We start from the raw sequence: 12,381 nt of genomic DNA, 5'->3' as shown, positions 1-12,381 counted from the left end.
GATCAGGGAGAAACGCCATGCAGGATCGTTCCAGCTTTTCGCGTCGCAATTTCATCAAGGCCGCGGCGGCGGCGCCTGCGCTGGGGCTGCTGCCCGCGTCGGTGCGCGACGCGCTGGCGGCGGGCGGCATCACGGTCGGGTTCATTTATGTCGGTGCGCGTGACGACTTCGGATACAACCAGGCCCACGCGCAGGCTGCTGCGGCATTGAAGAAGCTGCCCGGCGTGAAGGTCATCGAAGAAGAGAAAGTGCCGGAAACCGTTGCTGTGCAAAAGTCGATGGAAGCGATGATCGTGCAGGACAAGGCCGCCGTGGTGTTCGCCACCTCGTTCGGCTACTTCGATCCGCACGTGCTGAAAGTGGCGCAGAAGTACCCCAACGCGCACATCGCGCACTGTGGCGGCCTGTGGTCGGAAGGCAAGCACCCGAAGAACGTCGCGAGCTACTTCGGCTACATCGACGAATGTGAATACCTGAGCGGCATCGTCGCCGGACTCACCAGCAAGACGGGCAAGTTCGGCTTTGTGGCGGCCAAGCCGATTCCGCAGGTGCTGCGCAACATCAACGCCTTCACCCTGGGTGCGCGTTCGGTGAACCCGAATGCGACGACCCGCGTGATCTTCACCGGTGATTGGGCGATGCCGGTGAAGGAGGCGGAAGCGGCCAACAGCCTGCTGGACCAGGGCTGCGACGTGCTGACCTGCCATGTGGATGGCCCCAAGGTCGTGGTCGAAACCGCGGAGCGCCGTGGCGCCTTCAGCTGTGGCTACCACGCCAGCCAGGCCAAACTGGCCCCGAAGGGCTACCTCACCGGCGCGGAATGGGACTGGGTGACCCCCAATACGACCTTCGTGAAGGCGCTGCAGGAGGGCAAACCCTTCCCGAACTTCGTGCGCGGCGGTCTGAAAGAGGGCTTCGTGAAGATGTCGCCCTACGGGGCTGCGGTGGGCGACAAGGCACGAAAGGCCGCCGACGAGGTGAAGGCGAAGATGCTCAAGGGCGAATTCGTGATCTTCAAGGGCCCGCTGAAAGACAACACCGGCAAGGAAGTGATCGCCGCAGGCAAGAGCTTCGCGCAGCAGGCGATCGAGCTTGAAGGCATGAACTACCTCGTCGAAGGCGTGATCGGTTCGGTCTGAGGCCACGCAGATGAGTGCCGCGCCTGCCCGCCCACGTCCGTTGATCGATGCGCTGCTGCCGCTTGCAGCGCTGGCGATCGCGTTGATGTTGTTTTCGCTGTTTGTGGCGCTGGAAGGGCAGGCGCCGTTGGAGGTGCTCGAAACCATTTTCGCCGGTGCGTTTGGCGATGCATTCGGCTGGCAGAACACCCTGCTGCGCGCGGCACCGCTGATTCTCACCGGCCTTGCGGTTGCGCTGCCAGCGCGCGCAGGCCTGGTGATCATCGGCGGCGAAGGAGCGCTGGCCTTTGGCGCGCTGGGCGCCGCGGCGGTGGCCGTGCCACTCGCGGGCAGCCCGAACCTGCTGCTGTGGCTGGCCATGGCCTTGGCCGGCATGCTTGCCGGTGGGGTGCTGATTGGCTTTGCGGGTGCGCTGCGTCAGTGGCGCGGCGTCAATGAGACGATCTCCAGCCTGCTGCTCTCGTACATCGCAGTGGCCTTGATGAATCATTTTGTCGAGGGGCCGCTGCGCGATCCGGCGAGTCTCAACAAGCCCTCGACCTATCCCTTGGCGCCGGAAGCGATGCTGGGCGCACTGCCGGGGCTCGATGTCCATGTGGGGCTCGCGGTCGGTGTCGTGTGTGCACTGCTGGCCTGGGTCTTCCTGCGCTTCACCGTGTGGGGATTTGCCGTGCGCGTGGTGGGCGGCAACCCGCGCGCCGCGGCGATGGCGGGGCTCGCTGTCACACCGTGGGTGATCGGGCTGTGCGCTGCTGGCGGCGCCATGGCCGGGCTTGCCGGCATGATCGAAGTCGCGGCGGTGCATGGCGCATGCAACGCGTCGGTGCTGGTCGGCTACGGCCATGCGGGCATCCTGATCGCCTTCATTGCACGGCAGAACCCGCTGGCCGTGGTCCCCGCCGCCATCCTCATCGGCGGCATTGGCGCCGCCGGCAGCTTGCTACAGCGCCGGCTGGACATGCCGGACGCCACCGTGCTGGTGCTGCAGGGCATCTTGTTCGTCGTGCTGATCGCGATCGAAACCCTGCGCGGCCATGCGTGGCGGCTGCCGCAGCTGGCAACGCCGCGGCGTTCGCCCACGCCAGCGCTGGCAGCCAAGACTGACGTCAGCGTCTGAGGAGGCCCCGATGCACGTCGATGCGATCACTGCGGTGCTGTTGGCCATGCTGGGCGGCGCGATCCGCGTCAGCACACCCTTCCTGTTCGTGAGCCTGGGCGAAACGATCACCGAGAAGGCGGGGCGCATCAACCTTGGCCTCGAAGGCACGCTGGTGATGGGGGCGATGAGTGCGTACGCCGCCTCGCTGCATAGCAGCCAGCCGTGGCTCGGGGTGCTCGCCGCGGCCGGTGCCGGCGCCGTGTTCGGCCTGTTGCACGGGCTGCTCGCGAGCTTGCGGCGGGTTAACGACATCGCGCTCGGCATCGCCCTGATGCTTCTCGGCACCGGCTTGGCCTTCTACTGGGGCAAGGCCTACATACAGCCTCAGGCGCCCACGCTCACCGCGTTTCACTTCGGAGCGTGGAGCGATTCGCCCGCGCTGCGTTCGGCGCTCGACATCAACCCGCTCTTCGTCGCGGGTCTGGTGCTGGCGTTTGCCCTGCACTGGGCGTTCGCGAATACCCGACTCGGCCTGACGCTGCGCCTGGTTGGCGATAGCGAGGCCGCCGCACGCGCGGCCGGCGCCGCGGTCATCCCGATCCGCATCGCGGCCACAGTATTTGGTGGTGCCCTGGCCGGGGTGGGCGGCGCCTTCCTGTCGCTGTTCTATCCGGGCAGCTGGAACGAAGGGCTCTCGAACGGGCAGGGGATCATGGCCGTTGCGCTGGTGATCTTCGCGCGCTGGCAGCCGCGCCGCTGTGTGCTGGCTGCGCTGATGTTCGGCGCCGCCGGGGCGATCGGGCCGGCCTTGCAGTCGGTCGGCATCTCGTCCGGCTACTACCTCTTCAATGCTGCGCCCTACGCGCTGACCCTGCTGCTGATGACGCTGACCTGTTCGCGCGATACCAGCCTCAAGGGCGCGCCGGGCGAGCTATCCCTGAATCGCTGATGACCGAGGCACGACCATGAGCCTGACCCTGGAATCAAAGCCCTATCCCTGGCCGTTCGATGGTGCGCTGACGCCCGCGAACACCGCGCTGGTCATCATCGACATGCAGACCGACTTCTGCGGCAAGGGCGGCTATGTCGACACGATGGGCTACGACATCTCGCTGACCCGCGCGCCGATCGAACCGATCGGCAAGCTGCTGTCGAAGTTCCGTGCGGCCGGTGCGCACGTGATCCACACCCGCGAGGGCCATCGCCCCGATCTGTCGGATCTGCCGGCGAACAAGCGCTGGCGCTCGCAGCGCATCGGTGCGGGGATTGGCGACGCCGGGCCTTGTGGCCGCATCCTGGTACGCGGCGAGCCGGGCTGGGACATCATTCCCGAGCTCTACCCGCTGCCGGGCGAAGTGATCATCGACAAACCCGGCAAGGGTTCCTTCTGCGCGACCGATCTGGAGCTGGTGCTGCACACCCGCGGCATCCGCAACATCGTGCTCACCGGCATCACCACCGATGTGTGTGTGCACACCACGATGCGCGAAGCGAACGACCGCGGCTTCGAATGCCTGCTGGTCACCGATGGTTGCGGCGCGACCGACTACAACAATCACCTTGCCGCGATCAACATGGTGCTGATGCAAGGTGGTGTGTTCGGCGCGGTGGCGGATTCGGCCTCGGTGCTCGCTGCGCTGGCCGCATGGCCGGACGCCTGAGGCGCGCGCCATGTTCGAGTCGGCAATCGTTGTTCCGGGGGTTGAAGCCCCGCAAGGCGAGGCGGCAGAAGTCGAGGTGCTGAACCTCACCAAACGCTTCGGCGACTTCGTCGCGCTCGATGATGTGTCGATCCATGTCGCCGCCGGCAGCTTCCACGCGCTGCTGGGCGAGAACGGCGCCGGCAAGAGCACCTTGGTCAAATGCTTGATCGGTTACCAGCCGGCGGATAGCGGCAGCGTCAGTGTCGACCGCCGCGAGCGAAGCATCGGCAACCCGCGCGAAGCGGCCGCGCTGGGCATCGGCATGGTGTTCCAGCACTTCACGCTGGCACCGAATCTCTCTGTGGCCGAAAACCTGTTGCTTGCCCAGCCGCGCCTGCCCGCACTGCTGGACTGGAAGCGCGAGCGCGCCGCGCTTGAAGCCATGCTCGCCGAGATGCCCTTCCGCGTGCCGCTCGACGCGCTCGCCGGCGAGCTGGCGGCGGGCGAGAAGCAGAAGGTCGAGATCATCAAGCAGCTCTACCTCAAGCGCCGCTTCATCATCCTCGACGAACCGACGTCCGTGCTCACACCGGGGGAGGCCGACGAGCTGCTGGGCTATCTGCAGACACGCACGCAGGCCGGCAAGCTGACGGTACTGATGATCACCCACAAGTTCCGCGAGGTGATGCGTTTTGCCGATGCGGTGACGGTGCTGCGGCGTGGCAAGCATGTGGCCGGGGCAAAAGTATCGGAAACCGACCCCCATCGCCTGGCCGTCGCAATGATGGGCGCCGACGAAGCGTCGCCCGAAGCCGAGCCGTCGCCCGCGACCAGCAGCCACACGACCGGTGACGAAGTGTTGCGGGTCAGCGCGCTCACGGTGATTGGTGATCGCGGCGTGCCGGCGGTGGACAAGGCGAGCTTCAGCGTGCGGGCAGGCGAGATCGTCGGTGTTGCAGGCGTGTCCGGCAACGGCCAGCGCGAGCTGGTGGAAGCCTTGCTCGGGCAACGCCGGCACCTCAGCGGCAGCGTCACGATCGACGGCAAACCCTACCGCCAGCGGCGCCACGAGATGCAGGCGCTGGGCGTGCGCAGCCTGCCGGAAGAACCGCTGCGCAATGCCTGTGTGGGCGAGATGAGCGTGGCCGACAACATGGCGCTGCGCAGTTTCGACAAAGCGCCGCTCGCACGCGGCCCCTGGCTGCGGCCCAAGGCGCTCGCCGAGCAGGCGCGCAGCATGATCGAACACTTCGGCGTGCGCACGCCGGGGCCGGGCGCGCCGATCGCCTCGCTCTCCGGCGGCAATGTGCAGCGCGCCGTGCTGGCCCGCGAGCTGAGCGCCGGCGCCCAAGGCCCGGTGCGGGTATTGATCGTGGCGAATCCGGTGTTCGGGCTCGACTTCCGCGCAGTGGCGGCGATCCATGCCCGGCTGCGCGCGGCGCGCGATGCCGGTTGCGCGGTGCTGCTGGTGAGCGAGGACCTGGACGAACTGCTGGAGCTTTCGGATCGCCTGCTGGTGATGCACGCAGGGCAGATCGGGTACGAGTGCCCGCGCGCCGGCGCCGATGTCGCGACACTGGGGCGCTACATGGCCGGCGAGGCGCACGCTTAGGGAAGGTCTGAACAAGTGAGCGAGACGGATGCAGCGCAAGGCGCGGCGCGCGCAGCGACCAAGACATATCTGTTGGATAGGCGCAGGAGTGAGCGCGCCGTAACGCAGCGATGCGCCGTCGCAGCCACTTATTCAGATCTTCCTTAGGAGGGGCTATGGAACTGGGTATCGACGCACAACCCGCGCCGTTCAGCTTCGAGACCACGCGCAGCGCGCTGATCATGATCGACATGCAGCGCGACTTCCTGCTGCCGGGTGGTTTTGGCGAGGCTCTGGGCAACGATGTGTCTCAGCTTGCGGGGTGCATTGCCCCTGCGCGGCAATTGCTTGATTGGGCGCGCAGTGTGCGCATGAGCATCGTGCACACCAAGGAGGCTCATGCGCCGGACCTGTCTGACTGTCCGCCCGCCAAGCTGCAGCGCGGCGCGCCTGGCAAGCGCATCGGCGATGCCGGGCCGATGGGCCGCATCCTGATCGATGGCGAAACCGGTAGCGACTTCGTGCCCGAACTGGCGCCCCTGGCGGGCGAGCGTGTGTTGCGCAAGCCGGGCAAGGGTGCGTTCTATGCGACGGATCTGGGTGAATGGCTCGCGCGCCGCAACGTCGATACCCTGATCTTTGCCGGCGTCACCACCGAGGTCTGCGTGCAGACGACGATGCGTGAAGCGAACGACCGCGGCTACAACTGCCTGCTGGTCGAAGAAGCCACCGCCAGCTACTTCCCGCACTTCAAGCAGACGACGCTCGATATGGTGCGAGCGCAAGGCGGCATCGTGGGCTGGACTGCGAGTCTCGCGGCGCTGACCGGCGCCGGCGAAACGCTGCTCGCAAAGGGGCGCGCATGAGCAAACCCGACGCGGCGCTGCACGCGCAGAGCCTGGATATCGCCAGTCTCCAGACGGCGTATCGCGAAGGCAGGCTGACACCGCTCGATGTGGTGGACGAGGTGCTTCGGCGCACCGCAGAAGATCCGAACTGTGTGTGGATCACGCGCCTGTCGGATGAGGCCGTCCGCCGCTACGCGCAGGCGCTCGCCGGGCGCGACCCCGCGTCGCTGCCGCTCTACGGCATCCCGTTTGCGATCAAGGACAACATCGATCTGGCCGGTGTGCCGACGACCGCCGCCTGCCGCGAGTTTGCCTACACGCCACAGGCCAGCGCATTCGTCGTGCAGCGTCTGATCGATGCGGGTGCGATCCCGATCGGCAAGACCAACCTCGACCAGTTCGCCACCGGGCTTAACGGCACCCGATCGCCCTGGGGCGCGTGCCGCAACGCCTTCAATCCTGAATACATCTCAGGCGGGTCGAGTTCGGGGTCTGCGGTGGCGGTGGCGAAGGGCTATGTCAGCTTCGCGCTGGGCACCGACACCGCGGGCTCCGGCCGGGTGCCTGCGGCTTTCAATAATCTGATCGGGCACAAACCGACCCTGGGTTGGCTATCCACAACCGGCGTTGTGCCGGCCTGCCGCTCGCTCGATACCGTATCGGTCTTCGCGCTTACGGCCGACGATGCCGAGTTGGTGACGAGCGTGGCCGCGGCCTTTGATGCCGACGATTGTTTTGCCCGCAAGCAGGAAGGGCATGGCTTCGACTTTGGGCGCGTTACATCATTCCGCGTTGGCGTGCCGAAGGCCTCGCAGCTGGCCTTCTTTGGCAATGCCGAGGCCGAACGCCTGTTCGCTGAAGCGATTGAGCGGATTGCCGCGCTCGGCGGCGAGATCGTCGAAGTCGACCTGCAGCCCTTTCTCGATACTGCGAAGATGCTGTACGAGGGCCCTTGGGTCGCCGAACGCTATGCGGCGATCCGCGGTTTCTTCGATGCGCAGCCGGATGCCTTGTTGCCGGTGATCCGCGAGATCATCGGCGGCGCGGAACGCTGGTCGGCCGCTGATGCATACGACTACGGCTACAGGCTGAAGGCCGCCAAGCGGCAGTGCGATGCCGTGTGGCAGGACGTAGATACGATCCTCACGCCTTCTGCCGGCACGATCTACACGATCGCCGAGATGCTGTCCGATCCGATCCGGCTCAACGCGAATCTCGGCACCTATACCAACTTCATGAACCTGCTCGACTACGCGGCGACTGCAGTGCCGGCCGGCTTTCAGACGGATGGGCTGCCATTCGGCGTGACGCTGTTTGCACCAGCGCACCAGGATGGCCCGTTGCTGCGGCTCGCTGGGCGCATGCAGCGCGCGCTCGGCGCGCCGCTTGGCGCAACAGGGCTGCCGCAGCCGGTGGCATCGGCGCCTCTGTCGCTGCCCAGCGGGCAAGTGCGCGTCGCGGTGTGCGGTGCCCACCTCAGTGGTCTGCCCTTGAACGGACAACTCACCAGCCGCGGCGCGCGGTTGATTGCGGCTGTCGAATCTGCCCCGGAATACAAGTTCGTGGCTTTACCCGGCGGGCCGCCGTTCCGACCCGGCATGATCCGCGTAGGAACGGGCGGCGGGGCAGTGCAGATGGAAGTGTGGGAGATGCCGGCACGCGAGTTTGGCAGCTTCGTTGCCGCTATTCCGGCGCCGCTCGGTATTGGCGTCGTGAAACTCGCGGACGGATCGACGGTGCAGGGCTTTACTTGCGAGGCGATCGCGGCCGAGGGGGCCGAAGACATTACCCATTTTGGCGGCTGGCGTGCGTACCTCGCGCAGCGCGCAAAATGAGTTAATCCAAGCGAGCCGGAAGAGCATGGGCGCAATCGACAAGCGAAGATTCAGACGCGTCCGCTTGCAATGAAACGCCGTCGCCGAAATGGGCCGCAACCCGAATTGAAAATTGCGTAGCGACAAATAAATCGGCCCGCATTGTGCGGGCCGATTCGTTATTGCGGCTCTGACAAGATCAGAAGTGAACTTCCGCCTTGATCATCGGGGTGTAGGCGTTCGAGCCGATGACCTGGGTGTGGTCGTTGCCGAACTTGTTCGTCCAGTACTCGTAACCGATACCGGCCTTGAACGTGCCCTTCTTGCCTGCCAGCGCACCCACGTCGGCCATCAGGAACAGGTCAGCCAGCGTTTCCGGCTTGGTATCAGCGCCGAAGCCGTCCTTACCCTTTTCGCCGGTATAGGTGAAGAAACCGTTGAAGCTCAGCGGCACCGGACCTGCACTGAAGGGGATGTCCCACGCGCCTGCGACGCGGTAGGTGCTGTCGAAGTTCACGTCCGTGCCGACGATGCCGTTGTGGTTGGTTTCCTTGTAGTACAGCAGGCTCAGGTCGAACCAGCCGTCCAGTACGCCGAACTTGAGTGTCGGGCCGAAGGTGAACTTGCGGACGCGCGCGGCGAAGTCGGTGTTCTTGGCGCTGGCGTCAAAACCCGTGGTGAGGGCGATGTCGCGAACCGGGCCGAAAGAGAGATCCGAGCCAGTCAATTTGCCCAGGTGCAATTGGTTCGCATAGACGGCATAGACTTCCTGCGCGCCACCCTTGCCGCCTGCTGCCGGGTCGTTTTCGTCCGACAGCAGGAAATCGACGTTGAAGAAGTTCGTGCCGTATTTGTAGCCGCTGACATGGGTCAGCGCGAAGATGTTCTTCTTGATGGCCCCTTCAATCGCCGGTTCGGCGAAGTGCGTGCCATAACGCCAGCTGGCCGAGGTGTCGCTCCAGTCCGCGGCGAAGGCCGGTGTGGCGGCGAGGGCGCTGAATACGGCAAAGGCGCCGATCGAAAGTTTTGCTTTCATGTGAATCTCCCTGTCTGTATTTGGGCTGGCAGTTGAACGATCTGGACAACATGTCTGCGCCACGTCTTTCGACCGGGCAGCGATTGGAGTCGAATCGATGCTAGCAGTGGTAGGTAGAGGGGGGGCTTATACCCCGGATAATCATTCCGTAATATCGCCCGTAATTGCTGGTTTCTGTGTGCAATACGCCAATTCATGATTGACGTATTTGCACAACAAATCAGCCCGGCGCCAGGAGGCAAAGGCCGTTGGGTGAAGGCGGGGTGGATCGTATTTTACCGGAGGCGGCCAATTGCAGTGCGCAAAGCACCAAACTGGGTTTTGAGAACGTTTCTTTGCACCAGATTGGCGGTGAATTGACGCGCCAATTCAAGATGCCTATCTCGAAAATGGCATTGAAACGCGCAATACTCGGATCGAATTGGGGCTCGGCAGTGGCAATTGCCTAGCGGCAAGCGTTTTTCTTCTTTTAGCTTCTGGAAGGCTTAGTCGCGGCGGAACACCGGTCGTCCCATCGCGTGAGTGGCCACGACGCAGCGCTCGTCACCCAGCGTTTGAAGGGCGAACAGGCGTTCTGCCAGCGTCGAGGCATGTGAGATCCGCCATGCCAGCTCTTCGGTGGCGTGCAGGTCCAGCACAACGAAGTCCGCTTCCTTGCCGGCCACAAAGTTGCCGATGAAGCGATCGAGCCCCAAAGCCCTGGCGCCCCCCAGCGTCGCCAGATACCAGGCCGAGAGCGGCGCAAGCGGCTGCGCGCAGAACTGCGACACCTTGTAGGCCTCGCCCAGCGTGCGGATCAGCGAGAAGGACGTGCCGCCACCGACGTCGGTCGCCAGCCCCACCGCCATGCCCGCTTCGCGTGCGGCGCCGTAGTCGAACATGCCGCTGCCGAGGAACAGGTTCGACGTCGGGCAGAACGCGGCCGCCGTTTGGGTGTCGGCCATCCACTTGCGTTCGGCCTCATCCAGATGCACGCAGTGGCCGTAGATCGTGCGCGGGCCGATCAAGCCGTGGTGCGCATACACATCAAGGTAGCTACGTCGGTCGGGGAAGAGCTCGCGCACCCATTCGATCTCGCGTTTGTTTTCCGCGAGGTGCGATTGCACATGCAGGTCCGGCCACGCGGCGTACAGCGCACCGGCCACGTCCAGCTGCTGTGGCGTCGAGGTGGGCGCGAAGCGCGGGGTCAGCGTGTAGCGCAGGCGGCCGTGGCCGTGCCAGCGCTCGATCAACGCGCGGCTGTCGTGTTCGGCACTCACGGCGGTGTCGCGCAGTGAATCCGGGCAGTTGCGATCCATCATCACCTTGCCGCAGAGCATGCGCAGATCGAAGTGGGACGCGGCCTCGAAGAAGGCGTCGACCGAATGCGGATGCACCGTGGCGAACACCGATGCCGTGGTGGTGCCGTGCGCGAGCATCCTCCGCACCACGAACTCGGCACACTGATGTGCCACCGCCGGATCTGAAAACGCGGTCTCGGCCGGGAAGGTGTACTCGGTGAGCCAGTCGATCAGTTGCCGCCCGAAGGAACCCAGCACCCCTACCTGCGGGTAGTGGATGTGCGTGTCGACCAGCCCCGGGAGGATCAGGTGGCCTCGGTAATCGTGCAACTGGGCGTGCGCGCGGGCTTCCGGTTCCAGCAGCGCTGCTACCCGATCCCAGTCACCGACCGCACTGACGTGGCCGGCTTCGATCAGCAGTCCACCATCCTCGAAGAATTCGCAGGCCGAAGCGTCATCGGTAGGCCCCGGGTCGCGCAAGAAGTGCAGCACCGTTCCGCGAACGAGGTGAAGCTGGCGATTCATGCGTGCCCCGCTGCGAGCGCGATCGCGAAGCGGTTGTGGCGCTCCAGTACCCGTGGCAGGTCGATCGTCGTGAGCTGACCTTCTCGCACCACCACACGGCCGTTGATCACCGACAGGCTCACCTGCGGCGGGGTGCAGAACAGCAGCGCGGCAACCGGGTCGTGCACCGCGCCGCCCGCAAGGCTGACGCCACCAGTCGCGAACGCAACGCAATCTGCGCTCATGCCGGGCGCGATCGCGCCGATGTCGTCGCGGCCCAGCACGCGGGCGCCGCCCAGCGTTGCCAGTTCCAGCGCCTGGCGCGCGCTGAGCGCAGCGGGGCCGTGGCCGACGCGCGCCAGCAGCATCGCCTGCCGCGCTTCGCCTAGCATGTGCGCACCGTCGTTCGATGCCGAACCGTCGACGCCCAGACCGACCGGCACCCCCGCCGCGCGCATCTGCGGAATCGGCGCGATGCCAGAGGCCAGTCGCATGTTCGAGCATGGGCAGTGCGCCACGCCGGTGCCGCTGCGTGCGAAGAGCGCAATGCCCGGCGCGTCCAGTTTCACGCAGTGCGCGTGCCATACATCGTCGCCCGTCCAGCCCAGCGATTGAGCGTATTCGGCCGGCGTCATGCCGAAGACTTCGCGGCTGTACGAGATGTCCTTGTCGTTCTCGGCGAGGTGGGTGTGCAGGCGCACGCCGTAGTGGCGCGCCAGCTCGGCCGATTCGCGCATCAACTCACGCGACACCGAGAAGGGCGAGCAGGGCGCCACCGCCACATGCAGCATCGAATGCCGCCGCGGGTCGTGCCAGGTCTCGATCAGTCGCCGGGTGTCGGTGAGGATCGCGTCCTCGCGCTCCACCACTTCGTCCGGCGGCAAGCCGCCTTTCGACTGGCCCACGCTCATGCTGCCGCGGCACGCGGTGAAGCGCATGCCGATCTCCTGCGCGGCGGCGATCGAATCGTCGAGCCGGCTGCCGTTCGGATAGATGTAGAGGTGGTCGGACGAAGTCGTGCAGCCAGAAAGGATCAGCTCCGCCATCGCCGTCTGCGTCGAAGCATGGATCATCTCCGGCGTGAGCCCGGCCCAGACCGGGTAGAGCGCGCGCAGCCAGTCGAACAGCTCCGCGTCCTGCGCGGCAGGCATTGCGCGGGTCAGGCTCTGGTACATGTGGTGATGGGTGTTTACGAGGCCGGGCATCAGCACATGACCGCGCAGCTCGATCGTTTCGTCCGGCGCCACACCGGCGTGCGCGCAGAGCACGGCGAGTTCATCGGTGGTGCCGACGGTTTCGATCACGCCATCGCGGATCAGCACTGCGCCGTCCGCGATCTCGCGGCGCGCAGCGTCCATCGTCAGCAGCACATCGGCGTGCTGCAGCAAAAGCGTCGTCATGGTTCAGGTCCTGCACGGCAACGCTTC

General features: G+C 65.5%; 10 protein-coding genes. 7 read left to right on the top strand and 3 right to left on the bottom strand.

What is annotated here, in order from left to right:
• Window positions 1-17 precede the first annotated feature (17 nt).
• The 7 genes from GGR36_RS04470 (at window position 18) to atzF (ending at window position 8,155) form a co-directional block, all read left to right on the top strand.
• Entirely contained in the window at window positions 18-1,139 is a 1,122-nt protein-coding gene (locus tag GGR36_RS04470) for a BMP family ABC transporter substrate-binding protein (protein ID WP_172200094.1), read from the top strand.
• A 10-nt stretch (window positions 1,140-1,149) separates the two neighbouring features.
• Complete coding sequence (locus GGR36_RS04465) at window positions 1,150-2,256, top strand: ABC transporter permease (protein WP_183632281.1); 1,107 nt, start codon at window positions 1,150-1,152, stop codon at window positions 2,254-2,256.
• Between the two features lie 10 nt (window positions 2,257-2,266).
• Window positions 2,267-3,187, top strand: coding sequence for an ABC transporter permease (locus tag GGR36_RS04460; RefSeq protein ID WP_183632279.1), 921 nt, complete (start codon window positions 2,267-2,269; stop codon window positions 3,185-3,187).
• 16 nt (window positions 3,188-3,203) lie between these two features.
• Complete coding sequence (gene biuH / locus GGR36_RS04455; RefSeq protein ID WP_183632277.1) at window positions 3,204-3,899, top strand: biuret amidohydrolase; 696 nt, start codon at window positions 3,204-3,206, stop codon at window positions 3,897-3,899.
• 10 nt (window positions 3,900-3,909) lie between these two features.
• On the top strand, window positions 3,910-5,493 hold the full coding sequence (locus GGR36_RS04450; RefSeq protein WP_183632275.1) for an ABC transporter ATP-binding protein: 1,584 nt from the start codon (window positions 3,910-3,912) through the stop codon (window positions 5,491-5,493).
• A gap of 155 nt (window positions 5,494-5,648) precedes the next feature.
• A complete protein-coding gene (locus tag GGR36_RS04445) occupies window positions 5,649-6,338 on the top strand; it encodes a cysteine hydrolase family protein (RefSeq protein WP_183632273.1) in 690 nt (229 codons plus the stop codon).
• Window positions 6,335-8,155, top strand: coding sequence for an allophanate hydrolase (gene atzF, locus GGR36_RS04440; RefSeq protein ID WP_183632271.1), 1,821 nt, complete (start codon window positions 6,335-6,337; stop codon window positions 8,153-8,155). The genes GGR36_RS04445 and atzF overlap by 4 nt, the downstream gene beginning before the upstream one ends.
• 178 nt (window positions 8,156-8,333) lie before the next feature.
• Here the strand turns inward: atzF and GGR36_RS04435 are convergent, their stop codons facing one another.
• From GGR36_RS04435 to GGR36_RS04425, 3 genes are all read right to left on the bottom strand, one after another.
• Window positions 8,334-9,170 (bottom strand): hypothetical protein, encoded by an 837-nt coding sequence (locus tag GGR36_RS04435; protein ID WP_183632269.1) that lies wholly within the window; start codon window positions 9,168-9,170, stop codon window positions 8,334-8,336.
• A 485-nt stretch (window positions 9,171-9,655) separates the two neighbouring features.
• Window positions 9,656-10,975 carry a guanine deaminase gene (guaD, locus tag GGR36_RS04430; protein WP_183632267.1) on the bottom strand — a complete coding sequence of 440 codons (1,320 nt, stop codon included), beginning with the start codon at window positions 10,973-10,975 and terminating at the stop codon, window positions 9,656-9,658.
• A complete protein-coding gene (locus GGR36_RS04425) occupies window positions 10,972-12,354 on the bottom strand; it encodes an 8-oxoguanine deaminase (protein ID WP_183632265.1) in 1,383 nt (460 codons plus the stop codon). Before GGR36_RS04425 ends, guaD begins: the two co-directional genes overlap by 4 nt.
• Between the last annotated feature and the right edge of the window lie 27 nt (window positions 12,355-12,381).

The sequence above is a fragment of the Niveibacterium umoris genome (genome assembly GCF_014197015.1).
Lineage (GTDB): Bacteria > Pseudomonadota > Gammaproteobacteria > Burkholderiales > Rhodocyclaceae > Niveibacterium > Niveibacterium umoris.
Note: the sequence above shows the minus strand (reverse complement) of the source record. Positions and strands in the feature narration are given on the sequence as shown.

Excerpts from the sequence above, each read along its gene's own strand:
- GGR36_RS04470 (WP_172200094.1), top strand. The coding sequence starts at position 18 with ATGCAGGATCGTTCCAGCTTTTCGCGTCGCAATTTCATCAAGGCCGCG.
- GGR36_RS04465 (WP_183632281.1), top strand. The coding sequence starts at position 1,150 with ATGAGTGCCGCGCCTGCCCGCCCACGTCCGTTGATCGATGCGCTGCTG.
- GGR36_RS04460 (WP_183632279.1), top strand. The coding sequence starts at position 2,267 with ATGCACGTCGATGCGATCACTGCGGTGCTGTTGGCCATGCTGGGCGGC.
- biuH (WP_183632277.1), top strand. The coding sequence starts at position 3,204 with ATGAGCCTGACCCTGGAATCAAAGCCCTATCCCTGGCCGTTCGATGGT.
- GGR36_RS04450 (WP_183632275.1), top strand. The coding sequence starts at position 3,910 with ATGTTCGAGTCGGCAATCGTTGTTCCGGGGGTTGAAGCCCCGCAAGGC.
- GGR36_RS04445 (WP_183632273.1), top strand. The coding sequence starts at position 5,649 with ATGGAACTGGGTATCGACGCACAACCCGCGCCGTTCAGCTTCGAGACC.
- atzF (WP_183632271.1), top strand. The coding sequence starts at position 6,335 with ATGAGCAAACCCGACGCGGCGCTGCACGCGCAGAGCCTGGATATCGCC.
- GGR36_RS04435 (WP_183632269.1), bottom strand. The coding sequence starts at position 9,170 with ATGAAAGCAAAACTTTCGATCGGCGCCTTTGCCGTATTCAGCGCCCTC.
- guaD (WP_183632267.1), bottom strand. The coding sequence starts at position 10,975 with ATGAATCGCCAGCTTCACCTCGTTCGCGGAACGGTGCTGCACTTCTTG.
- GGR36_RS04425 (WP_183632265.1), bottom strand. The coding sequence starts at position 12,354 with ATGACGACGCTTTTGCTGCAGCACGCCGATGTGCTGCTGACGATGGAC.